General features: G+C 39.1%; 25 protein-coding genes, 1 tRNA gene and 2 riboswitches. Of the genes, 4 read left to right on the forward strand and 22 right to left on the reverse strand.

Annotation, left to right across the window (positions count from 1 at the left end; genetic code table 11):
• The first annotated feature begins 141 nt into the window (after positions 1-141).
• Positions 142-1,620: a stage IV sporulation protein A gene (gene spoIVA, locus OXPF_RS10720; RefSeq protein WP_054875206.1), complete on the forward strand. Its 1,479-nt coding sequence runs from the start codon at positions 142-144 to the stop codon at positions 1,618-1,620.
• Positions 1,621-1,961: 341 nt separating this feature from the next.
• On the opposite strand, the gene ribH is transcribed toward spoIVA, so the two are convergent.
• The 6 genes from ribH to OXPF_RS10760 form a co-directional block, all read right to left on the reverse strand.
• Positions 1,962-2,429, reverse strand: coding sequence for a 6,7-dimethyl-8-ribityllumazine synthase (gene ribH, locus OXPF_RS10725; RefSeq protein WP_054875207.1), 468 nt, complete (start codon positions 2,427-2,429; stop codon positions 1,962-1,964).
• Between the two features lie 24 nt (positions 2,430-2,453).
• Entirely contained in the window at positions 2,454-3,653 is a 1,200-nt protein-coding gene (locus tag OXPF_RS10730) for a bifunctional 3,4-dihydroxy-2-butanone-4-phosphate synthase/GTP cyclohydrolase II (RefSeq protein ID WP_054875208.1), read from the reverse strand.
• A gap of 11 nt (positions 3,654-3,664) precedes the next feature.
• Positions 3,665-4,303: a riboflavin synthase gene (locus tag OXPF_RS10735; protein ID WP_054875209.1), complete on the reverse strand. Its 639-nt coding sequence runs from the start codon at positions 4,301-4,303 to the stop codon at positions 3,665-3,667.
• A complete protein-coding gene (gene ribD / locus OXPF_RS10740) occupies positions 4,285-5,385 on the reverse strand; it encodes a bifunctional diaminohydroxyphosphoribosylaminopyrimidine deaminase/5-amino-6-(5-phosphoribosylamino)uracil reductase RibD (RefSeq protein WP_054875210.1) in 1,101 nt (366 codons plus the stop codon). The genes OXPF_RS10735 and ribD overlap by 19 nt, the downstream gene beginning before the upstream one ends.
• 150 nt (positions 5,386-5,535) lie before the next feature.
• Positions 5,536-5,650, reverse strand: a riboswitch (FMN riboswitch).
• A gap of 127 nt (positions 5,651-5,777) precedes the next feature.
• Positions 5,778-6,464: a class I SAM-dependent methyltransferase gene (locus OXPF_RS10750; protein WP_054875212.1), complete on the reverse strand. Its 687-nt coding sequence runs from the start codon at positions 6,462-6,464 to the stop codon at positions 5,778-5,780.
• A 257-nt stretch (positions 6,465-6,721) separates the two neighbouring features.
• A riboswitch (FMN riboswitch) is annotated at positions 6,722-6,836 on the reverse strand.
• A 48-nt stretch (positions 6,837-6,884) separates the two neighbouring features.
• The gene (locus tag OXPF_RS10760) at positions 6,885-8,069 is read right to left on the reverse strand and encodes an anaerobic nitric oxide reductase flavorubredoxin (RefSeq protein WP_054875214.1); all 1,185 of its coding nucleotides are present in this window, start codon (positions 8,067-8,069) and stop codon (positions 6,885-6,887) included.
• Between the two features lie 323 nt (positions 8,070-8,392).
• Between OXPF_RS10760 and OXPF_RS10765 the strand changes: the two genes are divergently transcribed.
• Both OXPF_RS10765 and OXPF_RS10770 read left to right on the forward strand, forming a co-directional pair.
• Entirely contained in the window at positions 8,393-8,731 is a 339-nt protein-coding gene (locus OXPF_RS10765) for a PadR family transcriptional regulator (RefSeq protein WP_054875215.1), read from the forward strand.
• Entirely contained in the window at positions 8,722-10,023 is a 1,302-nt protein-coding gene (locus tag OXPF_RS10770) for an FtsW/RodA/SpoVE family cell cycle protein (RefSeq protein ID WP_054875216.1), read from the forward strand. Before OXPF_RS10765 ends, OXPF_RS10770 begins: the two co-directional genes overlap by 10 nt.
• Before the next feature lie 105 nt (positions 10,024-10,128).
• Here the strand turns inward: OXPF_RS10770 and OXPF_RS10775 are convergent, their stop codons facing one another.
• From OXPF_RS10775 to OXPF_RS10785, 3 genes are all read right to left on the reverse strand, one after another.
• Positions 10,129-10,923: a class I SAM-dependent methyltransferase gene (locus OXPF_RS10775; protein WP_054875217.1), complete on the reverse strand. Its 795-nt coding sequence runs from the start codon at positions 10,921-10,923 to the stop codon at positions 10,129-10,131.
• A gap of 117 nt (positions 10,924-11,040) precedes the next feature.
• Positions 11,041-11,877 (reverse strand): S1 family peptidase, encoded by an 837-nt coding sequence (locus OXPF_RS10780; RefSeq protein ID WP_160317202.1) that lies wholly within the window; start codon positions 11,875-11,877, stop codon positions 11,041-11,043.
• Between the two features lie 160 nt (positions 11,878-12,037).
• Positions 12,038-12,113 (reverse strand) — tRNA-Pro (locus OXPF_RS10785).
• A gap of 167 nt (positions 12,114-12,280) precedes the next feature.
• Here OXPF_RS10785 and OXPF_RS10790 point away from each other — a divergent pair.
• Positions 12,281-12,661 (forward strand): VOC family protein, encoded by a 381-nt coding sequence (locus tag OXPF_RS10790; RefSeq protein ID WP_054875219.1) that lies wholly within the window; start codon positions 12,281-12,283, stop codon positions 12,659-12,661.
• A gap of 240 nt (positions 12,662-12,901) precedes the next feature.
• Here the strand turns inward: OXPF_RS10790 and OXPF_RS22475 are convergent, their stop codons facing one another.
• From OXPF_RS22475 to OXPF_RS10850, 13 genes are all read right to left on the reverse strand, one after another.
• Positions 12,902-13,054, reverse strand: a complete 153-nt coding sequence (locus OXPF_RS22475; protein WP_160317203.1) for a hypothetical protein — start codon at positions 13,052-13,054, stop codon at positions 12,902-12,904.
• A 74-nt stretch (positions 13,055-13,128) separates the two neighbouring features.
• Complete coding sequence (locus OXPF_RS10795; RefSeq protein WP_054875220.1) at positions 13,129-13,794, reverse strand: nitroreductase family protein; 666 nt, start codon at positions 13,792-13,794, stop codon at positions 13,129-13,131.
• Between the two features lie 46 nt (positions 13,795-13,840).
• Positions 13,841-14,881, reverse strand: a complete 1,041-nt coding sequence (locus OXPF_RS10800) for an NAD(P)H-dependent glycerol-3-phosphate dehydrogenase (RefSeq protein WP_054875221.1) — start codon at positions 14,879-14,881, stop codon at positions 13,841-13,843.
• Positions 14,882-14,893: 12 nt separating this feature from the next.
• On the reverse strand, positions 14,894-16,213 hold the full coding sequence (der, locus tag OXPF_RS10805) for a ribosome biogenesis GTPase Der (protein WP_479724483.1): 1,320 nt from the start codon (positions 16,211-16,213) through the stop codon (positions 14,894-14,896).
• Between the two features lie 52 nt (positions 16,214-16,265).
• Complete coding sequence (locus OXPF_RS10810; protein ID WP_054875223.1) at positions 16,266-17,585, reverse strand: DUF512 domain-containing protein; 1,320 nt, start codon at positions 17,583-17,585, stop codon at positions 16,266-16,268.
• Between the two features lie 134 nt (positions 17,586-17,719).
• Positions 17,720-18,376, reverse strand: a complete 657-nt coding sequence (gene phoU / locus OXPF_RS10815; protein ID WP_054875224.1) for a phosphate signaling complex protein PhoU — start codon at positions 18,374-18,376, stop codon at positions 17,720-17,722.
• 26 nt (positions 18,377-18,402) lie between these two features.
• Entirely contained in the window at positions 18,403-19,248 is an 846-nt protein-coding gene (gene pstA, locus OXPF_RS10820) for a phosphate ABC transporter permease PstA (RefSeq protein WP_201779711.1), read from the reverse strand.
• Complete coding sequence (gene pstC / locus OXPF_RS10825; RefSeq protein ID WP_054875225.1) at positions 19,245-20,138, reverse strand: phosphate ABC transporter permease subunit PstC; 894 nt, start codon at positions 20,136-20,138, stop codon at positions 19,245-19,247. Before pstC ends, pstA begins: the two co-directional genes overlap by 4 nt.
• A gap of 114 nt (positions 20,139-20,252) precedes the next feature.
• Positions 20,253-21,122 (reverse strand): phosphate ABC transporter substrate-binding protein, encoded by an 870-nt coding sequence (locus OXPF_RS10830; RefSeq protein WP_054875226.1) that lies wholly within the window; start codon positions 21,120-21,122, stop codon positions 20,253-20,255.
• 124 nt (positions 21,123-21,246) lie between these two features.
• Complete coding sequence (locus tag OXPF_RS10835) at positions 21,247-22,980, reverse strand: methyl-accepting chemotaxis protein (protein WP_054875227.1); 1,734 nt, start codon at positions 22,978-22,980, stop codon at positions 21,247-21,249.
• 230 nt (positions 22,981-23,210) lie between these two features.
• On the reverse strand, positions 23,211-23,963 hold the full coding sequence (pstB, locus tag OXPF_RS10840; RefSeq protein WP_054875228.1) for a phosphate ABC transporter ATP-binding protein PstB: 753 nt from the start codon (positions 23,961-23,963) through the stop codon (positions 23,211-23,213).
• A gap of 138 nt (positions 23,964-24,101) precedes the next feature.
• A complete protein-coding gene (gene pnpS / locus OXPF_RS10845; RefSeq protein WP_054875229.1) occupies positions 24,102-25,844 on the reverse strand; it encodes a two-component system histidine kinase PnpS in 1,743 nt (580 codons plus the stop codon).
• Positions 25,841-26,551, reverse strand: a complete 711-nt coding sequence (locus tag OXPF_RS10850) for a response regulator (RefSeq protein WP_054875230.1) — start codon at positions 26,549-26,551, stop codon at positions 25,841-25,843. The genes pnpS and OXPF_RS10850 overlap by 4 nt, the downstream gene beginning before the upstream one ends.
• Positions 26,552-26,560: the final 9 nt, after the last annotated feature.

Below are 26,560 nucleotides of genomic sequence, written 5' to 3' on the forward strand. Positions count from 1 at the left end.
AGGTAATTCAGATGGCTCCTTATAAAATTTTACATGCTTAAAATTTTGATTTTATTCAATTTCTTTTTTGTAATAATATAAACAACCCCTCATATATATATACTGTTAATATTATATGTATCTTTATAAAGGAGGGGAAAAATGGAAGAATTTGATTTATATAAGGACATTGCAGTAAGAACTCAAGGTGACATATACGTGGGGGTCGTAGGTCCTGTAAGGACAGGCAAGTCTACATTTATTAAAAGATTCATGGACCTTTTAGTAATACCCAACATAGATAATAATTATAAAAAGGAAAGAGCCAAAGATGAACTTCCTCAAAGTGCAGCAGGCAGGACAATAATGACTACAGAGCCTAAATTTGTACCCAATGAGGCAGTTGAAATAAAGATTAAAGACAATGCAAAGCTTAAAATAAGAATGGTGGACTGCGTTGGATATCTTGTCAAGGATGCATTGGGATACTTGGAGGGAAGTGCCCCAAGAATGGTCACCACCCCCTGGTTTGACTACCAGATACCCTTTGAGCAGGCAGCGGAGCTTGGAACCAGAAAGGTTATAAATGACCACTCCACCATAGGAATTGTGGTTACAACCGATGGTTCAATAACGGATATCCCCAGAGAAAATTACTTAGACGCCGAAGAAAGGGTTATAAAAGAGCTTAAATATTTAAATAAGCCATTTGTCATGATACTGAATTCCATGCATCCTGATAACCCCGATACCATAACCTTAAAAAAGAGCCTTGAAGAGAAGTATGATATTCCTGTTCAGGCTGTTGATGTCATGCAGATGAGAGTAGAAGATATCGATAATCTTCTGGAAAATGTTTTGTTTGAATTCCCCATTAAGGAAATCAACATCGACCTGCCCGACTGGGTTGATGTGCTTGAAATGGACCACTGGCTCAAAAGAGATTTCCTTGATTCAGTTAAATTTGCTGCAAAGGATTTATATAAGCTGAGGGATATTAAGCCTGTCATCGAAAAGTTCAATGAATATGATTTTATCGGTGATGTTGAAATACAGGATTTAAAGCCCGGTGAAGGTATTGCCGATGTCAATATCAGGACCAAGGACGGCCTTTTCTACCAGGTATTGGGAGAATTTTGCGGTTATAAGATAGACGGTGAACGGCACCTCTTAGGACTTATGAAGGATCTTTCAATTGCAAAGCATGAATATGACAGGATTGCAGATGCCTTAAAAGATGTTCGCGAAACCGGATACGGGTTAGTTCCTCCTCAAATGGATGAGCTTAAATTAGAAGAGCCTGAAATTGTCAAACAGGGAGGAAAATTCGGCGTCAAGCTTAGGGCATCCGCTCCTTCTCTTCATATGATTAGGGCTGACATTGAAACTGAAGTGTCCCCTGTTGTAGGGACGGAAAAGCAAGGTGAAGATTTGGTTAAATCACTGCTTGAGCAGTTTGAAAGCGATCCGGCAAAATTATGGCAGTCAAATATGTTCGGCAAGACTTTAGAAGAATTAGTCAAGGAAGGATTACAGAGCAAGCTCTTTAAGATGCCTGAAGACGTACAGTCAAAGCTCCAGAGGACCGTACAGAAAATAGTCAATGAAGGCGGCGGCGGTTTAATCTGTATCATATTATAAAAATCCGGATTCTCAATCCGGATTTTTCCCTTCTCTGATCTGCCCGTTACAATATAACGGTCAGCCTTTAAATATCATCTGCCAAATTCATTTCAAATTCAATTTCATGTCTGAGGGGACTGTTATTGTCTCCTGATAATGGAATCTCCGGTTTCATTTTTCTCGAAATGTCCAATGCATTACGATAAAACCTTGCCACATCTAAGCTCCGTTTTTGGTAAAAGCGGAACACTTCCATGTCATAATAATAGCATTAATGGCTGCTGTGTTCTGCCTCACTTAATCATTTATACAAGTATCAACCGTAAATCCTAGGCATATAAAATTAAAAACCAGCCGTATTACGCTTCGATTTCACGAATCAGATTGACCATTTCAATGGCTCCAACAGCGCAGTCAAAGCCCTTATTGCCCGCCTTGCTGCCTGCCCGCTCAATGGCCTGTTCTATATTTTCCGTGGTCAGCACTCCAAACATAACGGGAATATTGCTGTTTAAAGATACACTGGCAATGCCCTTGGACACCTCACTGCATACATAATCATAGTGGGTTGTGCTGCCGCGGATGACCGCACCAAGGCATATAACAGCGTCGTATTTCCCGCTTTTCGCCATTTTAGATGCGATCAGCGGAATTTCAAAGGCTCCGGGAACCCACGCAATGTCTATGCTGTTCTCATTGACCTCATGGCGCTTCAGTCCGTCTAAGGCACCGCTTATCAGTTTAGCTGTTATAAATTCATTGAAACGTGCGGCAACAATGCCGATTTTAATATTCCTGGATACGAGTTTTCCTTCAAAGGTTCTCATTTCAACATCTCCTCCAATTTTATATTAATAGTCCAAAATATGGCCCATTTTTTCCTGCTTGGTCTTAAGATAAAATAGATCCTGTGTAGTAGCATCCATCTGTATGGGAATCCTCTCTGTAATCTCCATGCCAAAACCTGAAAGCTGATAGATTTTATCCGGGTTGTTGGTGAGCAGGCGCAATGTTTTTACTCCAAGATCACGCAGAATCTGAGCACCGATAAAGTACTCCCTCATATCTCCCTCAAAACCAAGGGCAAGATTAGCCTCCAAAGTATCCATTCCCTGATCCTGAAGCTTATAGGCACGCAATTTATTAATCAATCCAATACCGCGGCCTTCCTGGCGCATATACAGTAAGACCCCCCGACCTTCATCCTCAATTTGTGTCATTGCTGCCGCGAACTGCTGACCGCAGTCACAGCGGACGGAGCCGAAAGCATCACCGGTAAGGCACTCGGAATGAACGCGGCACAAAAGATTTTGACCGTCGCCGATCTCACCTTTGACCAACGCCACATGATGCTCGCCATTGAGCTTACTGATGTATCCATAAACCTTGAAATCACCGTATTTCGTCGGAAGATCGGCACAGGTAATCTGCTCTACTAGCTTGCCATTTCTTTTCCTGTATTCCTGTAAGGCTTTAATTGTAATAAATTTCATATTCCATTGCTGCGCCAGTGCTATTAATTCTGGTGTACGCATCATGGTTCCGTCCTCCCCCATGATCTCGCAGCACAGACCGCATTCCTTTAAGCCGGCCAGTCTCATCAGATCCACTGTGGCCTCGGTATGTCCGTTTCTCTCCAACACTCCGTTTTTCTTTGCCATCAAAGGGAACATGTGACCGGGGCGACGGAAATCCTCGGGTTTTGCATCGCCTTCCACGCATTTCATAGCGGTGAGGCTGCGCTCTGCCGCCGAAATACCAGTAGTAGTGTTAGCATGATCTATAGAAACAGTAAATGCCGTTTCATGATTGTCACTGTTATCAGAGACCATCTGAGGAAATTTCAACTTTTTACAAAGCTCTGTGCTCATTGGCATACAAATAAGACCCTTGCCATGTACGGCCATAAAATTCACATTTTCAGTAGTGGCAAACTGGGCGGCGCAAATAAAATCTCCTTCGTTTTCCCTGTCTTCATCGTCTGTAACCAGGATGATTTTCCCTTGACGAAGATCTTCCAGTGCTTCCTCTATGGTGTTAAATTGAAACATTTTGATTCCTCCTAAAAGCCGCATTTCGCAAGAAAGTCAGCTGTAATATTGTTTTTTAACGGCTGGGCTTCCATCAGCCGTTCAACGTATTTGCCAATACAGTCGTTCTCCAGATTGACTGTATCTCCAATATGCTTATCGGATAAAATTGTCATTACCGCCGTATGTGGTATGACAGAAACACTGAAACTGTCCTTATATACTTTAGCCACCGTCAGGCTGATTCCATCGATAGCAATCGAACCTTTTTCAATTATATACCGCAGAATTTTGGAGCTGGTTTTTATAGTGTACAAAATAGCGATATCATCTTTCTCAATGGCAGAAACCGTTCCGGTACCATCGATATGACCTGTGACAATATGCCCGCCGAATCTGCCGTTTATGGACATGGCCCGTTCCAGATTGACCAAACTTCCCCTGCGCAAGTTTCCGAGAGAAGAACGGTTTAAGGTTTCGTGCATCACGTCGGCAGTAAAGCCCCTTGGAGAAAAGGATGTGACTGTGAGGCAGACACCGTTGACAGCGATACTGTCTCCAATGCGGACATCCTCCATTATTTTCTTTGCCTGAACTGAGATAACAAAAGACTGAGCACCTTTTCGTATACTTTCCATTTTTCCGATTTCTTCTATGATTCCTGTGAACACCCTATCACCTCGCTTTCCAATAAAATATCCTCGCCTACCCGTATAACAGTTGGTTTGCTCAATTTGAAAGCCTCATCAGGGCAATCCACTCCCAAGCCTGATACCGGGGTTTGTCCGCTTCCCCCAAACATTTTAGGGGCAATATATGCCTGTACCTTGTTGACGATTCCGCTTTTAAGCGCAGACCAGTTCAGCGTACTGCCGCCTTCTAAAAGAATGCTGTCAATTTTTCTCTCACCCAGCCTTATCATCAAGCAATTAAGGTCAATATGCCCGTCTTTTAAAGGGAGTACCATAATATCGCAGCCTGCTTCTAAGTAAGGCTGGTGTTTTTCTTGATCCGGCACCGCCGTAGCAATAAGCGTACCGATACTCTTTGCCGAAGTAACAAGCCTTGAAGCTAGCGGCATTCTGAGTCTGGTATCGCACACAATACGCAGGGGATTTCTGTTGTTATCAAGCCGGCAGGTCAGCATTGGATCATCTAAAAGGACAGTGCCGATTCCCACCATTATGGCAGAATAGCGGTGCCGGTCCTCATGAACGCGCTGCCGCGCCCTTTCGCCGGTAATCCATTGAGACTTGCCGGTACGTGTTGCAATTTTTCCGTCCAGGGTCATGGCGTACTTCATTATCACGTAGGGCGTTTTGCTCTGGATATAGTGAAAGAAGCTCTCGTTGAGCGTATCACATTCGTCCTTTAGAATACCCTCTGTTACTTCAATTCCCCGGGAACGTAACAGCTTAATGCCTTTACCTGCCACCAAAGGATTAGGGTCACAAGAGCCAATTACTACACGACGGATACCGCTATTTAGGATAGCATCGGTACAAGGCGGTGTTTTGCCATAATGACAGCAAGGCTCCAGTGTCACATAAATGGTTGCGCCTGACGGAGATGTTTTGCAGCTTGCGAAGGCATTCCGTTCAGCATGGAGCTCTCCGTATTTCTGATGATAACCCTTTCCAATGACATTACCGTCTTTTACAATAACCGCGCCCACCATGGGATTGGGATTTACCCATCCGCAGCCCTTCTTTGCAAGCTTTATAGCAAGCTTCATATATTCTATATCAGTCATGCAGCACCTCCTAAAAAATGCCCTGAACAAAACCGTTCAGGGCATATAAGGCGTCGCAAGTGTGAGTAAGCAGCATATATTACAAATAAAAAACTCCGGAATAAAACATTATTCCAGAGCAGATTCACATACACACAGAAACACTGCGGCTTTCATCTTCTTTCATCCAGACTATACTGTCGGCTTCGGAGTTGCACCGAATCATGCCTTACGGCTCGTGGGCTTTACCACCGGTAGGGAATTTAACCCTGCCCTGAAGATATTATTCAATTGCTTTTATTATACTGCTTATTTTGTTTTTGTCAAGGTTAATGATGGAAAGATATTTCTACGGTTTGATTAAACTATACCGACCGGTAAGTGAAATGAAATTTTCCAATTCATGAAATTGCTTATTTTTTGTCTAACCTCACAATCATGATAATAGGTATTTCTTGCCCGGGAAAAGGAACTTCGTAAAATCCGCTTAAAACAAAATTATATAAAAATGCGGTGTTCAGTATTTCCTGAATAGAACGGTGGTAATAATTCTGTAAGACTGGTTGCCCTGCAATTGCCTCTCCCTGATATATTTGACTTGTGAAGTAATTATTATTTGGGTAGGTAAAACAGGGATGGTGCGTTGCAAAAACAAATGAGCCTCCGGTTCTCATCATCAAATGTACTGCTTTAAATAGTGGATTAATATCTGAAATATCCATAATTGCCATGTTCGCAACAGCCTTATCAAAAAGTTTATCTTGCCCGAGTGCTAAAAGTTCATCATAATTAGTTGCGTCACATACATAAAAATTCACCCTATCCAGCACATCTGCCCGGCGTTTTTTCGCCAGCTCAATCATTTTGGCGCTATAGTCAAAGGCAACCACTTTCGCACCGCATTCAGCCAACCTTTCGGAAAAATTCCCGTTTCCACAGGCAATGTCCAATACCAGCTCCCCCTGGCAAATATCAAGCAGCTCTTCTGTATAAGGTCTGACCAAATTACGATGAAAATCATTAGAGTCATCCCCCATTCTCTCGTCCCAAAAAGTTGCATTGGTTTCCCATGCTGTAAGACCGTTATCTATTTTTGACATAAGTACCTCCATAAACCTCTTATAATATTGTACCATTTTTCCCGATAGAAAAAACTTATCTTCCTCTTTAAGTCTCTCTTCTTTCACTTGCTTAACAAGTGGTTTCCGGTGAGCAACAAAAAGCTAAACGAGATAATATCTCGTTCAGGGTATATAAGACATCCCAAGTCGATAGTAAGCAATTATATTACAATAAAAAGCTCTGGAATAAAACATTATTCCAGAGCAGATTCACATACACACAGAAACACTGAGGCCTTTATCTTCTTTCATCCAGACTATGCTGTCGGCTTCGGAGTTACACCGAATCATGCCTTGCGGCTAGTGGGCTTTACCACCGGTAGGGAATTTAACCCTGCCCTGAAGATATCATTCAATTGAATCTTATTATACTGCTTATTTTGTTTTTGTAAACTAAATTCAAGCCTCCGCTATGGTTTTCCCATAGGCTTCACATTGGGACAAGGCAGCTTCATCCGGTACCCAAAGAGTTTTAATCCCGTCGTCAAGCACACGGAAACCGGAGTCCGCAAGCGCTTTAGAAATATGTCCCACAGACTCTCCGCTCCACCCATAGCTGCCGAATGCCGCCGCGCTCTTTCCTGTAAACTTGAGTCCCTTTATCATCTCCAGCAGGCCTCCTATGGAATGCAGGATGCCGCGGTTGATGGTGGACGAACCGATGAGAACCGTTTTTGAGCGGAATATCTCCGTGATAATATCATTCTTGTCCTCTTTTGCCGCATTAAAAAGCTTCACCGTCACACTCATATCCTGACTGCGTATGCCCGCAGCAATGGCCTCTGCCATGCGTCGCGTTGCGCCCCACATGGTATCGTAGACGATGCTGATTTGATTCTCTTGGTAAGAAGCCGCCCATTTCAGATACGCTTGGATAATCTGCGCAGGCTCTTCCTTCCATATAACTCCGTGGCTTGGGCAGATCATATCCACCGGCAGCCCTAAGCCTAACACCTCATTGATCTTTTTTATAACCAGCGGTGAAAACGGATTCAGTATATTGGCGTAATACTTTATGGCCTCGGTGTAAAGCTCGGCAGTATCCACCGTGTCATTGTACAAGGATTCGGTGGCGTAATGCTGTCCGAAGGCATCATTGGAGAACAGTATATTCTCACCCGTAAGATAACAGAACATACTGTCCGGCCAATGCAGCATTGGCGCTTCCACAAAAATCAGCTTTGTACTGCCCAGCTCAAGTGTATCCCCTGTCTTTACCGTGATAAAATTCCAGTCATGGTGATAATGCCCTTTAAGCGATTTAACGGCGTTGGCCGTGCAGTAGATGGGCGTATCGGGAATATAGCGCATAAGCTCCGGCAGCGCGCCGCTGTGATCGCTCTCCGCATGGTTTGCAATAATGTAGTCGATCTCTTTCAAATCGATTTCATTCTGCAGATTGCTGACAAACTCCTTGTCAAAAGGCTTCCAGACCGTTTCAATCAGTACATTTTTCACGTCCTTTATAAGATAGGAGTTATACGATGAGCCTTTCCATGTCGAATATTCGTCCCCATGAAACTTCTTTAATTCCCAATCTACCTTGCCAACCCATGTAACTTTAGAAGTCAGTGCTTTTCCCATTGTTATCCCTCCATTTTTTATATTTAGTATAACACAAAAACAGTAAATTCATGTTGTAGTCTGTAAGTTGAAAAAGTCTGGCTTTCGGGGCAATTTTCAAGTTCTCAAATTGCCTGCCTTAATTCATGTATTTATGATTTTGAGATACCTCAATATCAAAATGTTATATTATGGTAAGCCATAAGTCAAGCTAAAGAAAAAACAGACAATAATCTCGCTATATATTTTAATAACCATTATTGACATTAAAATAGAATAGTTCTATAGTAATACATAGATATGCTATGCATAGTAATTCAATATATAGATTTGAGGTGGTACTTATGAAGGTTAACAAAGAGTTGCTTAAGGGAAGCACTGTAATCCTTATCTTAACTTTACTTGACCGTAAGCCAATGTACGGTTATGAGATTATAAAAGAAATAGATAAGAAGTCAGATGGTGTTTTTAACTTCAAGGAAGGAACACTTTATCCGATTTTACATTCCCTTGAGGCAGAAGGTTTTGTCTTATCTTATTGGGATGAAGTTGAGAGCCGTAAAAGGAAGTATTATAAAATTACGGATGCCGGGAAATTGCAGGTTAAGGAAAAGCAAGAGGAATGGTTCACTTTTAAGAGCGCGGTAGATAAGGTTTTATTGGAGGAGATCGTATGGAATTAGGTAGTAATAATAAAGCCCGGGAATATATAAACGATGTGTGTTCACAAGTACGCTTTAAAGAAATTCATAAAGAAATAAGCCTAGAAATACAAAGCCACATTACAGAGTTGGCAGAAGAATATTTAAATGAGGGTTTTACCGAAACTGATTCAATAAATAAAGCAGTTGCCCAAATGGGTGACGCTATAACAGTCGGAAATCAATTGAATAAAGTTCACAAGTCTAAACCGGAATGGGGCATATTGGCCCTGACATTCATGCTTGCAAGTTTCGGGATAATAACTAATTACTTGATAGCAACACAAGGTGCATCCTACTATAACCCTTCTTCAATACTTATTAGAAGTTTGTCATTTAGTATTTTAGGAATAGCTGCTGCGGTAGGTCTGTACTTTTTTGATTACAAGAAGATAAAACCATATTCCAAATACATATATATAATAACTTCAATATTTATAATATACTCAATTTTATTTGGTCGTCCCGTAAATGGATTATTACGGTTTTCAATAGGTCCTTTTGTTATTCCTGTAGAAGCATGTCTCTTATTTTATGTTATTGCACTGTCAGGTATAATGGATAACTGGAACTGGAATCAACCCAAAAATATTCTATACAGCCTGGGGCTGCTCATATTTCCAATTATTCTTATGTTGGCAGTGCCCTCACTTGACAGCATACTAATATATTCAACCGCATTTTTAGTTCTCGCAATCATGTCCGGTGCAAAGCTAAAATATATTCTTGGTATAATAGGCTCTGAAATTATAATATTTTTATTTCAGATATTCAGCAGGCCATATAGAGTAAAACGGTTTTTTATCTTTCTCAATCCGAACAAAGACCCTTCTGGAAGCGGATATATCAATATTCAATTAAGTAAGGTACTTCATTCTGCAGGTTTATTAGGGCAGGGGTTTACATTTAAACCGGGAGTTATACCGGAAGTCCATACCGATTTTATATTTGCTTATGTAGTATATACTTTTGGATGGATTGCAGGACTCATATTGATAGCACTGTTTATCTCCTTTATAGTCCGTATAGCCGGATTAGTTGGTTTAGTAAAAAATAATTACGGCAAACTATTATTAAGTGGTTTTGCAGCAGTTTTTTCCATACAATTTTTATGGAATATTCTAATGGTTTTAGGATTAGCACCTTTAGGCGGAACCGGATTACCCTTTATAAGCTATGGGGGAACTCAATTTATTATTAATATGATTGTGATAGGACTGATATTAGGCATATACAGACGAAGAAATATAAGAGAAATTGCATTTTATGCATAAAAAATGTGAGGTTGTCATCAGATTATCAGGAGTGAAAAAACAAAAGTGTTATTATAACATTAAAAAAGCCTTAAAGAGTTGTACTTTAAGGCTTTCCATGGAAAATTATTTCACAGCTAAGCGCATACGATACGAAAAGTCGATTTCAAACATTTCATCTTGAAAAAGCCTGATGATTTTATTCTTGAAAGCGACAATATCGTCTAATAATAATTCTGGGTATTTTGTAATAATAGCTTGTAAGCTACCCTGGCTGATGATTATATTGATAAAGCGTTCCGACGTACATAGTTCTGTGTTGGAAAAAACAATTTCTCTTGCATACCGAAAATAACAACTGTTTTTTATGTTGGATAAATGTTCTTCTTTATTGTAACGAATAAATGTATCTTTTACATCAGGTAACTTTTCTTCTAACTCTCTCACCTTTTTATAAAGGATGTCATATGCTTGATCAGCCTGCCAAATTGAAACAGGCGGCCAATCACAATCAACAGTAGCAAAAACACCTCCGGCTTTTAAAATTCTGTTTACTTCTGTTAAAGTTGCTATTGGCTCCATCCAATGAAATGATTGAGAACAAATAACCACATCTGAAGAATCACTTTCAATTCCGGTATCATGGCTAAATGCATTAATAAAGCTAATCTTATTATTTGCCTTTCTTTTGGCAACGGTAATCATATCTGTACTTGGTTCAACGCCGATTATTTGACTGCAGTAGTCACTCCAAACAACAGTCGATAGTCCTGTTCCGCATCCTAAATCCACAATCCGGTCCGGTGTATTCCCTAAATAGCGAATAATTGTCTTTACGGGATAAAATGGCATTGCTGGTCGTGCGCTTTTATAAGTTTCTGCGAAACCGTTAAATCTATCGGCATTTATTCGGATATCCATTTAAGTAAGCACACTCCCTTTTAATTCTCTGAATAATGCGTTCAATTTCTGTTATTGGCTAATTGAATTATACCATATAATATGAAAAGATTTTTGTAGTTAATCCATCATAGACAGCTATTGCTTTTTACTTGAATACCATGTTGTTATGAAATCATTTATCTCATTTGCGGGCATTACCAAAGAATATCTGAAATTATCAAAGATATCACGGCCACCGCCTAAAACAATCCCCGCTATTTCTGATTGTTTATTTAATAAAACACTTCCACTACTACCGAAATTATCATAGGCGGATGTTTTGATTACTAATCGCTGATTCTCTCCGTTTGTATCGCCAAATTTGACTGGTTTTTTTGAAATAATCGAACCATAAGTGATTTCATTTCTCCCTTCATTTAATGGACTGCTAATAATCGCAACTTGATCTTTAAAAGCCGGGGTGTTTGAGGCAATATTTAATATTCCAAAAGAATCACTGCAACTAAATTTAAGGATAGCAAGATCATACTCCTCATCAGAATAAACCACTTCTGCTATAGGTAAAGTCTTATAATAGTCTCTTAACCCTATATGTTGTTCTTGCTGTGCAATGCGTTCATTATATGTTAAATCATCATAAGAGAGAACATATAAGTGTGTTGGATTGTTGTCTACGGCGTGCAGAGCCGTAAGGGCATAATATACTCCATCGGCCTCAGAAAAAACCACGCCACCAAATCCAGCGCCATAGCTAAATGATTCGTCGTTTCCTGATATTGTTGCAGTTTCACTAATAATATACAAAGTTGAGGATTTCACCTCATGATTAATTATTTCTTGGAAATCTACATTCTTTCTGGTACGACATATGTAATCATAAAAAAAAGAACTTCCTATAATGGAGATACATACAACAGCACTAATTACAATGCTTATTGTCTTTTTGCTTTTCCTTGATAATCTTTTTTCCACAGCTACTTTCGCTCCCTCCTTGCATTGCATATTATCCTCATTATATAAATAATCAGCAGCTTGCCTTTTGCCAGGTATTAAGCGGTTTTGAGGTTATAATACCATGTTTTCTGAAATTAAGAAAGACATAACTTCCCCTTGACGGAAAGCTATGTCTTTCTGGTCTGGGTGACAAGATTTGAACTTGCGACCTCCAGAACCCCATTCTGGCGCGCTACCATCTGCGCCACACCCAGATATTTTTTCGAGAACATTTATTATTATAATTCAGCAAATGCAATAAATCAAGTGATTTTCTAGATATATTATAAGGCTTTTTAAAAATAATAGCGCAGGCACTTATTTCCATGCTTTTATGATATACTTAAAGTACGTTGATAAATAATAAGTTAGGAGGAATTCTATGATTGATGATATATGCTTGGGCAACATAATGATTGATTGTGATGACCAAGAAAAGTTATGTGAATTCTACTATAAATTGCTTGGCTGGGAAAAGCGCACAATGTTCGGCCGTCCTGCACTATGCAGCAGTAGTGGAATCATATTTCTGTTTATAGAAGAAGAATCCTACAGCCCTCCCATATGGCCTGAGGAAAACGATAGACAGCAAAAACAGATGCATTTTGATTTCCAGGTTCCGGATGTGGTTTCAGCAGTTGAATATGCATTGTCCCTTGGTGCAACTAAAGCATTGTCTCAGTTTGGAGGCAATGAATTTGTGACTATGATAGATCCTGCCGGACATCCATTTTGCCTCTGCGCCAAAGATAACATGCCATGATTCAAGTTAAGAATACTTATAATCAGATTAAATTTATAGGAGGCTGATACCTCGCCAAAAGATGTAAATATAATACTTCGAAATGATGAAATATACAATATTGATGAAAGTAAAGCTTTAGAATTTAACAAAGGCTTTGCTTATAAAAAACTAGAAAGTGATTTGCCTTCACGAAATGAGATTTAGACAATTGGCTGGAACGAGAAGTTCGAGAAAAATAACAAGGTCTTAATGATTTAATCAATAAGGCCTACTTTCTTCCACATATTCACTGATTATTTTATCCAAAATCGGTTTTCCGGTTTTAATTTCATTTTCACTTATTGAAATTCCTTTGCTCTCTACAAGCATCTTGCGAAGAAATAAAAGCAATTTATAAAAAAAAGATTTCATATCAACACACCTCATATTAAATAATACAGGTGTCAATATAAAATCTAATTATGTTCTTGTTAAGATTATGTAAATTATATCCACTTGCAATTGTCCATTCCGGCGCCAATTTCAAAATGATACTTTACAATACCCAAATCCATTTTAGAGTAAAAGCCCCCAGTTTCTTCTGCTTTTATGGTATTGCCTTTAAGTGTAAATAAAAATTTTTGCTGGTTTACAGCTGTAGGCGCCAGCATTGCTGCCTTCATACCGGATAAAAACCAATCAGGCATAGGACCCTCAACTTTGCAAAGCTTTTCTAATGGTTTATTCTTATGGGGCTTGCCTTTATTTTCGCCGTAGCCTATAGAAATTACACCGCGTAAGATTTCTCCCGGGTTAACTTCACATGCACATTTGCTTTTACTGTATGTGGCTCCTACCCAGCAGGTATCAAGTCCCATCATAAAAGATTTTAAGACTATTCTTTCTCCGTAATATCCCAATTTCTCATCCAAGTCTTTATCCTTTTTGCCCACTAAAGCTATATAATTTTTAACATTTACGAATTTCCCGTAATGGGCCAATACTCCGCTGAAGGCTTTTGGTTCATTTGTTACAAGCTGCAGGTTTAAGCCGCTTTCTTCATTGCATTTTTTAATCTCTAAAAGAAGCTCTGCAACTATTTCATCGGGGATTCTTTTGTCTAAGTAGCTTCGCACAGAGTGACGGTTATTTATAGCTTCATAAATATCCATTTTACCTTCCTCCTTTAATTAATTGGATAGATATATTAACACTTTATTACAATTCCCAGGATTTTTGCTCGCGGGTGACGACTTCTTCATTTTCATGAAGCTCTATGGTCTTCTCCCTCAGCATAAGCTCTGTTACTGCATATTTTGGGTTTTTGTCCTGAAAAAGAACTTCATAGAGCTTTTCTGTAATGGGCATTTCTACCTGATATCTCTTGGAAAGCTCATAGGCAGCCTTTGTGGTTTTAACGCCCTCTACCACCATTTTTACTTCTGTTAATGCTTCATTTACACTCTTCCCCTGGCCTATCAATATGCCGGCACGCCTGTTTCTGCTGTGCATGCTGGTGCAGGTAACAATTAAATCCCCTATGCCCGAAAGCCCGGAGAAGGTGAAAGTGTCCGCTCCCATAGCTACTCCTAACCTTGTCATTTCAGCAAGCCCTCTTGTCATCAATGCGGCCTTTGTATTGTCGCCGTACCCTAATCCGTCGGATATGCCGGCTGCCAGTGCTATTATGTTCTTTATTGCACCCCCCAATTCCACTCCTGTAATATCCGGGTTGGTATATACCCTGAATTTAGGTGTCATAAAAATATCCTGAACGTATTCGGCAACAGTCCTCTTCCTTGAAGATACCACTACCGTTGTAGGGATATCCCTTGATACCTCTTCGGCGTGGCTGGGGCCTGAAAGTACGCATACATCATTAATTCCCGTTTCTTCTTCAATAACTTGAGACATCCTTAAATATGTATCGTTCTCAATGCCCTTGGCAATACTTACGATTTTTTGACCATCATTTAAGCTCCCTTTTATATTTTTGCATATCTCCCTTATGGCATGGGAAGGTACTCCCAGAACAATTAAATCGGTATCTTTTATGCATTCAATTATGTCCGGATAAACTTCCACATTCTGTGGTATGATTACACCCGGAAGATATTTGATATTTTCCCTTGCTTTTTTTATATCATTTAAAAGGCCGTCATTCCTGTCCCAGATGGATACTCTTAAGCCCTTCTTTGCAAGAAGGATGGAAAGTGCGGTGCCCCAGCTTCCGGCACCGATTACCGATACTTTACTCATTTACAATACCTCCTATTCACCTTCATTTCTGGCTCTGTAGATAAACCTTACAGGAGTGCCTTCTAATCCAAACCTTTCCCTCAGTTGATTTTCCAGATATCTTTCGTAGGAAAAATGCATTATCTCAGGGTCATTAACAAATAGAATAAAGGTTGGGGGCTTTGTCGAAGCTTGAGTGGCATAAAAAATTTTAAGCCTCTTCCCTTTCCCCATGGGCGCCTGATTCATCATAACAGCATCGGATATAATATCATTCAATACCCCCGTTGAAATCCTCATGGCATTCTGATTGGCAGTGAATTTTATAAGCTCGATGACTTTCTCAACCCTCTGGCCGGTTTTGGCAGATATGAAAATCACAGGAGCATAGGTCATAAAGCTTAAATCCGCCCTTATTTTATTTCTGAATTCATTCATGGTTTTGTCATCTTTCTCGATTAAGTCCCACTTATTAACTACTATAACAATTCCCTTTCCTGCTTCATGAGCAAGACCGGCAATCTTTGAATCCTGTTCAGTTACACCTTCATTGGCATCAATCATAATTAGGCACACATCAGATCTCTCTATGGCAGTAAGAGACCTTATAACGCTGTATCTTTCCACTTCTTCATTGACCTTGCTTTTTCTTCTTATACCTGCTGTGTCAATCAATATGAATTTATCGCCTTTATATTCAAAGGGAGTATCTATGGCGTCCCTGGTGGTGCCGGGTATATCGCTTACGATAACCCTTTCTTCCTTGACCAGCTTGTTTATAAGGGAAGATTTTCCCACGTTGGGTTTACCCACTATGGCAACCTTTGTGACATCATCCTCTTCCTCATCTTCTTCAATATTTTTAAAATGAGCAACTATCTCATCCAATAAATCTCCCATGCCTAATCCCAAGGATGAAGAAATCCCCATGGGCTCTCCAATTCCTAGGTTGAAAAATTCATAGACGTTGTTAAATTTCGTAGGGTCGTCAATTTTATTTACTGCAAGGACGACAGGCTTATTGGTTTTTCTCAGCATCTCGGCCACTTCCTGATCAGCATGGGTAATGCCCTCTTTGCCGTCTGTCATGAATACGATTACATTAGCTGTTTCAATGGCAATCTGTGCCTGCCTTCTCATTTGGGAAAGTATAATATCCTCACTGTAGGGCTCTATACCTCCCGTATCGATTATTATAAATTTGTGATTCAGCCACTCGGCTTCCGAATATATTCTGTCCCTGGTTACTCCGGGTTTATCTTCTACAATGGCAATCCTTTTGCCGGTCAGTCTGTTAAATAGCGTAGACTTGCCTACATTAGGCCTTCCTACAACTGCCACAATGGGTTTCATCAAATAAAGCCTCCTTTAATGTTAGGGGATACTTTTCCTCTTTTTGCGAGTGCTACGAGGTGGTCGAAGAAATGTCCCCAATTAAGCTGCTTCCGTCAAAGCTGCATATTTTTATTCTTGTGTTCAGCTCTTTTTCAATATCGCTTACGGTGACATCATCCAATAATATTGGCTCTCCTGATTTTAAAAGATTGGAGGGCAATAGCAAAACTTCACCTAAGTTCTTTCCCTTTAGCTGCTCTATTATATCTCTTCCCGTCAAAAGCCCCGTCACTGTAATTTTATCGCCGAAAAAATTATTCTTTATCATATGTACATTTACCTTTAGCCCCTTGACTTTGTCTTCTATTTTGGCAAATGCATCCTTTATATATTTATATGGAGATACCCCCGTAACTACGGATATCTCTTTATTCATCTCCTTTATATTAATATCTGTCAGTAAGCTATTAATATTCTCATTAAAATTGGCAATCATGCCTATGCCGTCTTCTAACTGCTCATATTCACCGTAAAACTCAGATCCGGGTATCTCAATATCCGCCATGATATAAAACTCATCTGCACACCTGACAAAAACATCCCCTGTTTCTTTAATTATTTTATCCTGCATTTTTTTAACAAGGTTTAAAACCTCAAGGGAGCTTTCTTTATCAAAGGGCACTATGGGATATAAATTTTCTCTGTATTTTGAAATACCGACAGGTACAATGGCCACATTTTTAATTTTAGGATACATACCATATAATTCTTTTATTGAGTTTTTCAGATTTTCGCCATCGTTTACTCCCCTTACAAGGACTATCTGGCAGTTTATATCAATGCCATGTTCAGTAAGCCTATAAAGCTGTTCCTTTATTTTTCCTGCCCATTTGTTCCCCAACATTTTTACCCTGAGCTCCGGATTTGTGGTATGGACGGAAATATTTAAAGGGCTTATCCGATACTGTATTATTCTTTCAATATCCTCATCGGATAAATTGGTCAGAGTTATGAAATTTCCTTGCAGAAAGGAAAGCCGCGAATCATCATCCTTAAAATATAGAGTTTTTCTCATTCCTTTTGGAAGCTGATCAATAAAACAAAATATACATTTGTTTGAACAGCTTTTAGCCATGTCGATTATGGGATTTTCAAAATCCAACCCCAAATCTTCATCATAGTCTTTCTCAACTTCTAGCAGCCACTCTTCTCCATCCTTTTTCTTTATAAGAACTTCTATGTATTCATCTGTTATCAGGAATTTATAATCGATTATGTCCTTTACTGCTTGACCATTTATAGATAATAACATGTCACCTTCTTCTATGCCCAATTCCTGTGCAATACTGCTATCCCGAATGAAGGTTATAATATTTTGAAGCTTTTCCAAATACTCACACCCTTAAGTATATTATACCATTCTGAATGATATCATTTTTACGGCATTCAATCAACTTCAATTTATTTTTATAATATCCATGACTATTTTATGCTATACAAAAATAGAAGGCTTTTAGCCTTCTATTAGTCATTCAAATCCTTGTGTTCACCTGTTACAAGATATACCGTCCACTCGCATATATTAGTGGTATGGTCGGCAATTCTCTCTAAGAACTTGCATACAAAGAGAAATTGAGTAGCCTGGGTGATGGTTCTGGGATCCTGCATCATAATTACAAGGAGCTCCCTGAATACCTGCTTGTATATACCGTCTATTTCATCATCCCTCTTGCCTATTTCCTCCGCCATCTTTGTATCCAGTCTTACATATGCATCCAGTGAATCCTTTATCATCCCCTGGACGATTTCCGCCATTCTGGGTATATCAATCAATGGTTTGATGTATTTTTCGTCCTTAAGCCTCAAGGTTACCTTGGCTATATCCACAGCATGATCGGCAATTCTCTCCAAATCCGTGACAATTTTTATGGTAGTGAATATCCTTCTTAAGTCTATCGCCAGTGGCTGCTGCCTTGCTATCATTTTTACGCATTTTTCTTCTAACTCTGTTTCCATCCTGTCAATTATGTCGTCATCATCAATTATCTTTTGTGCAAGCTCTCCATCCTGTTTAGCCAAAGCTGTAATGCAGCTGTCTATTTGTTTTTCTACTAAACTTCCCATCCTTAACAATTCATGATGCATAGATTCCAGTTCTTCTGAGAAATTCTGTCTGGACAAAGGTATGACACCCCCTAAAAATATTTTTAAGCTGTAGTTTTATTTTTCATGAAGCTCATTATAAAATTCGCTGTTGAGTTTATTATAAATACTGTGACAATCAAAACTGTTGCCGTACCAAAAGCCATATCCATTGCTCCTACTTCCATTGCCACCTTATATAAGTGCATAGACATTGTACTTAATGGATCCGTAAGCTTTGTGGGTATAAACAAACTTCCTCCCAATGTTAAAAGCAATGCTGCAGTTTCTCCGACAATTCGCCCTATGCCCAAAATAACACCTGTTATTATTCCAGGCAATGCAGTTGGAATTACAACCTTGCTTATTGTCTGCCATTTCGTGGCACCAACGGCAAAGCTTGCTTCCCTGTAAGATAAGGGCACTGTTTTAATCGCTTCCTCAGTGGTCCTTATAATTGTAGGGAGTATCATACATGCGCCTGTCAACGCACCGGATGCCAGTGACCATCCTCCTGTAATGGGTTTTAAAAGTATTACAAAGAAGGCAAAACCGAATAATCCAAATACAATTGAGGGTATTCCCGACAGTGCTTCTGTGCCAAATCTTATTAAATCCGTAAGCCAGCTTTTCTTTGTATATTCAGTTAAATGAATGGCTGCTGCAATTCCAATAGGCACCGAAAACAAAAGGGTGACAAAAGTAAAAATTATAGTGCTTACAATGGTGGAAAATATTCCGCCTTCCGAGCCCATCCTTCTAGGCTCCTGAGTGAGAAACTCCCAATTTATCTTATGCAGACCGTTCATAAAAATGTATCCTAATATAAACACAAGTGTCAATACCGTTAAAAGAGCTGCGGTCCACAGTACGACCTGTGCGATTTTCTGTGCCGTCTGAGGTTTCATCATGATTTTACCTCCTTTTTAGCAAGGAACATGGCAAAGGAATTTATGAGCATAGTAAATATAAAGAGCACAATACCTGTTGCAAATAAAGCTTGAGTATGTTCTCCCGAAGAATATGCCATTTCAATGGCTATATTTCCAGTTAAGCTTCTTATGGTAGACAATATGGATTCAGGAATTATTGCCGCATTTCCCGCCACCATTATTATTGCCATGGTTTCACCCATTGCACGGCCCATACCCAATACTATGGCTGCCAATATACCTGATTTTGCTGCAGGGACTATTACCTTATATATTGTCTGCCAATGAGTAGCACCTAATGCAAAAGATCCTTCCTTATATTCTAAGGGAACGCTTCTTAGAGCATCTTCCGAAACGTTTATAACAGTCGGAAGTATCATAATAGATAAGATTATTGAGCCTGCAATTATACCGTAGCCGGAAGACAGCGCCGGCTGTTCGGCTATTGAGGGTATGCTGCGGGCAGTATTTCTTATAAAAGGTACTATGGTAGTCATACCAAAAAGTCCGTATACTACGGAAGGAATTCCGGCTAATAATTCTATTGCCGGTCTTATAAGCATTGTAACCAATTTTTTAGGTGCCAGCTCAGCTAAGAAAATAGCTGTCAAAAGCCCCAGGGGAACCCCCACAACCAGTGCACCTATAGTTACACATATTGTACCTACAATCATGGGAAGCAAACCGTACACCTTATCCTGAGGATGCCACTCAGTGCCAAAAAGCACATTGAATAAACCGTATTTACTGAAGATGGGCAAGCCCTCTCTGAATACAAAGCCTGCTATTAAAATAATAACCAATAAAGCCACAAAGGCGCTTGATAAGAGCAATATCCGGTAAAATTTTTCTCTTATTTCTCTTTTCATACAGCTCCCCCTATAAAATAGATTATAACATTTATTTTTACCCAGTGGAATAAGGGTGGAAAAATCCACCCTATCATCCAACAACAATATATATTTTATGATTTGAGGCAGTTACTATTTTACAGTTATAAATCCTGATTCCTGAACTATAGCCTGACCTTCGGCACTCATGATGAAGTCGATGAATGCTTTTGTTGCTCCAGACGGGTCTTTCTGTGTCATGTATACAAATGGGCGTGATATCTTGTAAGTGTTGGCTTTAACATTTGCTTCTGTAGCTTCAACACCGTCAACCTTTACTGCTTTTACATCTGAGTTAAGTGAACCTAAGGATATATATCCTATAGCGTTTTTATCCTGTGATACTGCTGTTCTTACTGCACCTGTTGAATTCTGTACTGTTGCAGTTGAAATGGCTTTTGCTTCTCCCATAACCAGTTCTTCAAAGGCACCGCGGGTTCCTGAACCTTCTTCACGGATTACAACCTGTATCTTTCCTGCATCTCCGCCTAGTTCAGACCAATCTGTAATTTCTCCTGAGAATATCTTCATTATATCTTCTTTTTTAAGGTCTGATACTTTATTATCCTTGTGTACAACGATTGCTATACCGTCCATTGCAATAACAAATTCTTTAACTACTTTTTCTTCAGATTTAAGTTCACGTGATGAAGCACCTATATCAGCTGTTCCTTCTGTAGCGGCCTTTATACCTGCGCCTGAACCGCCGCCTGCTACGTTTATCTTAACCTTTGCATTTTTGCCCATGAATACTTTTGCTAATTCTTCTGAAAGAGGCTGTACTGAAGTTGAACCGGCTATCTGAATAGTTCCTTCCAATTCTGCTGCTGTTGGAGCAGTAGTAGGAGCTGTTGTCGGGGATGGCTGATTATTGCTTCCGCTACTGTTGCATGCAGCTAAAGAAAGAGTCATAGCTGATGCTAATATGAATGTAAATAGTTTCCTCATACTTTTTTTAATCATTTGGGTTATTCCTCCTTAAATTTTGGTTCTTATCTTTTCCACGATTTTAAGTATACAAGCACCTTATTAAGAGATGATTACACTTTTGTTAAGAACAAGTTAATTGTAAAGAAGGTTTTTCCAATTAATACGTATAGCTGCCCAGGTAATTTTGAAGCTCATGTGCCACATCGCCTAAGCTTAAACTGGCTTCCTTTACCCTCAGCATGGCATCTCTTTGCCTGCCCATAATATCTTTTACTTTTGTAGTATTTATCATTGTATCGCCGGATATGCTTTCAAGCTCTCCCATAATTGAAATCAGTTTTTTGACTTCTGCCGACACTTCAGTTAAAGATGCATGAGCCATTTCCACCTTTATATTGTTATCAAGCGATGATTCAAGGATTTTTTCAAATAGCTCATCGGTATCCTTCATTAATACCTCTCCATCCTTAACGACATCTTTGCCCTTTTGAGCCGAATCAACCACTCTTTTGGTGTCTTCGATTATAATTGAAATCAATTTTGAAATTTCCTGGCTGGCATCCGAAGCTTTTTGCGCCAGGCTTTTGACTTCATTGGCTACAACAGCAAATCCCATACCTGCATCTCCTGCCCTTGCTGCCTCAATACTGGCATTCAATGCTAAAAGCTGAGTCTGACTGCTCATTTCCCCTATTATTTTTGCAAAGCTTGTTATTTCATTGGCTCTTTTATGTAATGTCAATACTTCACTTGATGTATTGCCCACAATATTTAAAATATCATCAAATTTACCCTCCAAATTTGTAACAGTATCACGGCCTTTTTTTGCAGAAGTATATGTATTACGGCTGGACTGGCTGGTTTCCTGCATATTATCCACTAAAGTATTCATTTTATTTTCCATACCTACAAGGCTGTGCCGGGCATCTTTTGTTATTTCCTGCTGTTCCACAGCACCTTTTACTATATGCTGGTAAAGCTCACCCATTGTATTAGCCATCTCGTGGGAGTCTATTGCCATGGCCGACAGCTCCTTGCCTGATGCAAACAATTTATTTATTACATTATTTAATTCTCTGAAGAATCCGACCAACTTCTCAAGCATTCCGTTAAAGCTTATGCCTAACCTATATATTTCCGGGATGCTTCTGCCCGCGTCCACCTTGATTGATAAATTGCCTTCAGCCGTTTTATTAAGCATAGTTATTAATTTATCTATGGGTTTTGTGATTACCCTGGCGACTATAAATGCTAAAAGCATTCCGGATAATATTATTGCAAAGCCCATATTCATAATCACCGACCGGACTTTATTGACAGGACTTAAATATTGATTTTCTTCAAGGGCTATAAAATATGTCCAGCTGTTTTCAGGCATGAATTTATAGGCTATGGTATAAGCCTTGCCCATCCACTCCGTATGGGCTATGCCGTCCTTTTTTTCAGCCATAATACTGTCCATCAAATTCTGCGGCAGCGGTACAAATTCATATTCATATGCCCAAAAATCCTGTTCCAGCACACCTTCCTGATTCATTAGAAATACTATGGCATCCAAATCCCGCACTTTATAATCATTTTTCTGATTGATTATAAAGTAGTCAACATTTCTTTTAAAATCCCTTGCGTCCATTATCTTATATGTAATAGCTATTTTTTCTGCCATTGATTGCGCGGCAAATTCCATATCATATTCTATTACCTGTGTCAGGGCGTCGCTACCCATCTTATAGCTTATCCCCCCCATGGCAATGATTGTAACCACAATCATAAATGTAACCATTAAAGCTATGCGATTTCGGATATTAAGAGTCAAAAGGTTTCCTAATTTAATACTCTTACCAATACTGAGCGGGAATTTTAATTTCTTTACTTTAAAAACATGAAGCAATTTACAACCTCCTTAATATCACTACAAAATGCATTATAATTATAGAGACCTTTTGTTAAGCTTATGGATAAACCAGGTAAAAACATGGTTAATTTCAGAAATAAGCAAAAGGGACATTTAAAAATATGAGGGACACTTGAAAAGGTAAAGGGCACTTGAAAAAGGTGTGGGGACACTCCTAAAGGAATGTCCCCAACTTATGTCCCCTTTTTAGTTCCTAACTTAGCTTTTTAACCGAATCGCCCGGTTATATAATCTTCAGTTCTCTTATCTTTAGGTTTATAGAAAAGTTCCTCTGTAGGACCATTCTCAACGATTTCACCAGTTAAAAAGAAAGCTGTTGAATCAGATATACGTCCGGCTTGTTGCATATTATGTGTTACGATAATTACGGTATAATTTTCTTTAAGCTTTCCAATAAGGTCTTCGATTTTTAAAGTTGAAATGGGGTCTAAGGCTGATGTAGGCTCATCCATTAAAATAACATCGGGTTCAACGGCCAGGGTTCTTGCAATACATAGCCTTTGCTGCTGACCTCCTGATAAACCGATTCCCGATTTATTAAGCCTGTCTTTAACTTCATCCCAGAGAGCCGCACCTTTTAAGCTCTTTTCAACAATTTCATCCAGTTGTTTTTTATTCTTTATACCATGGGTCTTTGGTCCATATGCCACATTATCGTATACAGACATGGGAAAAGGATTGGGCTTTTGAAAAACCATACCTATCTTTTTTCTTAGTTTTATAACATCATAATCCTTATATATATCCTTGCCTTCAAATAATATGCTTCCGGTGATTTTTACATTATCTATAAGGTCGTTCATTCTATTGATTGTCCTTAAAAATGTGGACTTTCCGCATCCCGAAGGACCGATTAGGGCTGTTACCTTATTCTTTTCTACATCTATTGAAATATTTTTGAGAGCTTGATTATTCCCGTAAAATAAGTCCAGGTTTTCTACCTTAATTATAGCTTCCATAATTGCTCCCTTCATTTATGCAAATACATATATCAGTGATAATTAAGCCACATTTATAATATAGTTGCAGCATTATATACATGTTAATTAAATGTTAATTCATTGTTAAAAATGTATATTTTATATATTTCCTGAATTTCAAGCCTGGGGAATTGCAACAGTAAATGTGGTACCTTTTCCTATTTCACTCGAAACATATACCTCACCGTTCATGGTTAATATTATATGCTTCACTATGGCAAGGCCCAAACCCGTACCCCCTAAAGCTCTGGACCTTCCTTTGTCAACCCTGTAAAACCTTTCAAAGAGCCTGGGCAGATGCTCCTTTGATATACCTATACCAGTATCCTTAACCTCTATAAATACCTGGTCCTCCTTGGGATAAATATTCACATTAATCTTTCCGCCGTTTTGTGTATATTTTATAGCATTATCTATGAGGTTTATTAAAAGCTGCTTTACCTTATCGAAGTTTCCCATAACGTTAGGAACATTCTCTTCAATGTTAAAAATAAGCTCGATTTTCTTAAGCTCCGCAAGGCTATGCATCATATCTTCAATTTCTTGCGCTGCTTTATTAATACTTACCTTTTCCATTACAAAGTTTTGCCTTTTGTTCTCCAATTCGGATATTGTCAATATGTCATTGATGAGCCGTGAAAGCCTGTCAGCTTCAATATTTATAATATCCAAAAACTTTTCTCTTGCTGCAGGGTCATCTATGGCCCCGCTTTTTAAGGTTTCGGTAAATCCCTTTATTGAAGTTAACGGGGTCTTAAGCTCGTGGGACACGTTGGCAACAAAGTCAGAGCGTATCTGCTCTAAATTTTTGAGCTCCGTGATGTCCTGCATGACAACAACCATACCCATATTTTTATTGTTTTCTTCTGCACTGACTATGGGTGTGGATTTAATACGAAGCACTCTCATTTCCGGATAGCCCAGACGGATTTCCTTTCCTTCCTCCTGGCAATTATAAATAATATCCTCTAACTCTGCATTTCGTACAACTTCAAGTATATATTTTCCCACCATATTGCCGTAATAGCCGAACATAGTCTGAGCTGCCGGATTGACCAGCATGATCTTCCCGGAATTATCAACGGCTATAATTCCGTTTTGCATACTTTTTAAAATTGCTTCCAATTCATTATTCTTTTCTGATAAATCGTTAATTGTAATTTCAAGCTTTTCAGCCATGACATTAAACATATGTGCAAGATTTCCAACTTCATCTTTAGATATCATTGTTATACGCTTATCATAGCCGCCTTCAGAGATTTCTGAAGCAATATCAGTCATTTCCCGTACAGGCTTTGTGATATGACCTGCGAAAGTATATGCTGTCAAAAAAGATACTATAAGCCCTGCTAAAACAGCAAGTAAAATGTATTCAACCTGCGTAAACTGCAGGTTTCGTATTTCATTTAGCGGCACTGCCAGCCTTATAACTGATTTTTGCATCGGCGGGCTGTCAATCATGATGGCTATATACATCATGTTAATCTTCTCGGTAGCGCTGTATCTGGAGCTTTTGCCTACCTGGCCCGAAAAAGCCATTTTCACTTCTGCCCTTTCCTTGTGGTTTTCCATCTCCGAGCTTTGAACGTTGGATTCTCCTATTACCCTACCGTCTTGTGCGATTATGGTAATCCTTGAATTGGTGATGTGTGCGAATTCCCTTGCGATATCATCGTAGTTATTCTTACCGGGCTCGTAGGAATCCTCAACTATTTTTGAAATGAGACGTGCATTTGAAACAAGCTTATCTTCAAGGCTTTTTAAATAAAAATCCTGGGCAAGCTTCATAGAAAAAAATCCTGTAATTGTTATTCCCATTACAAGGACAATTAAAAAACGCAGCAAAAGCTTTTTTCTCATGATTTAGGCTCCGAAGGACTATTGAATCTGTACCCGATTCCTCTTATAGTCTCTATATACTGTGGGTTTTTATCATCATTTTCAATTTTCTGTCTTAAGTGCCTTATATGAACATCCACCGTTCTGGTTTCACCGTAATATTCATATCCCCAAATCCTGTCTAGCAGGGAATCCCTGGTTAAAACCTTGCCCTTGTTTGTTACAAGGAGCTTTAAAAGTTCAAATTCCTTTAAGGTCAAATCCAGCTTCTCACCATTTTTTAAGACCTCATGCTTGCTTACATCAATAAGCAGAGAGCCTATTTTTAAGGTGTCATTGGTTTCTGAATCGGTAACCACTCTGCGAAGCACAACCTTTACTCTTGCCATCAATTCTCTTACGCTGAAAGGTTTTGTTATATAATCATCTGCCCCTAATTCCAACCCTAAAATCTTGTCAAATTCCTCTCCTTTTGCAGTAAGCATGATAACGGGTATATTTTGTGTGCTTTCCTTTCTTTTTAAGGTTTTGCATACTTCCAGACCATCAACCTCTGGCATCATGATGTCTAATATTATAAGGTCTATATCTTTTTCATTTATTATTTTTAATGCTTCCCTTCCATCCTGGGCAATATACACCTTATAACCGTTGTTTTCCAGATTATATTTTATCAACTCCACAATATGAATTTCATCGTCTGCGACTAATATTTTTTCGCCTGCCATAAATATCCC

Origin of the sequence: Oxobacter pfennigii (assembly GCF_001317355.1) — a bacterium.
In the GTDB taxonomy this organism is placed as follows: Bacteria; Bacillota; Clostridia; order Clostridiales; family Oxobacteraceae; genus Oxobacter; species Oxobacter pfennigii.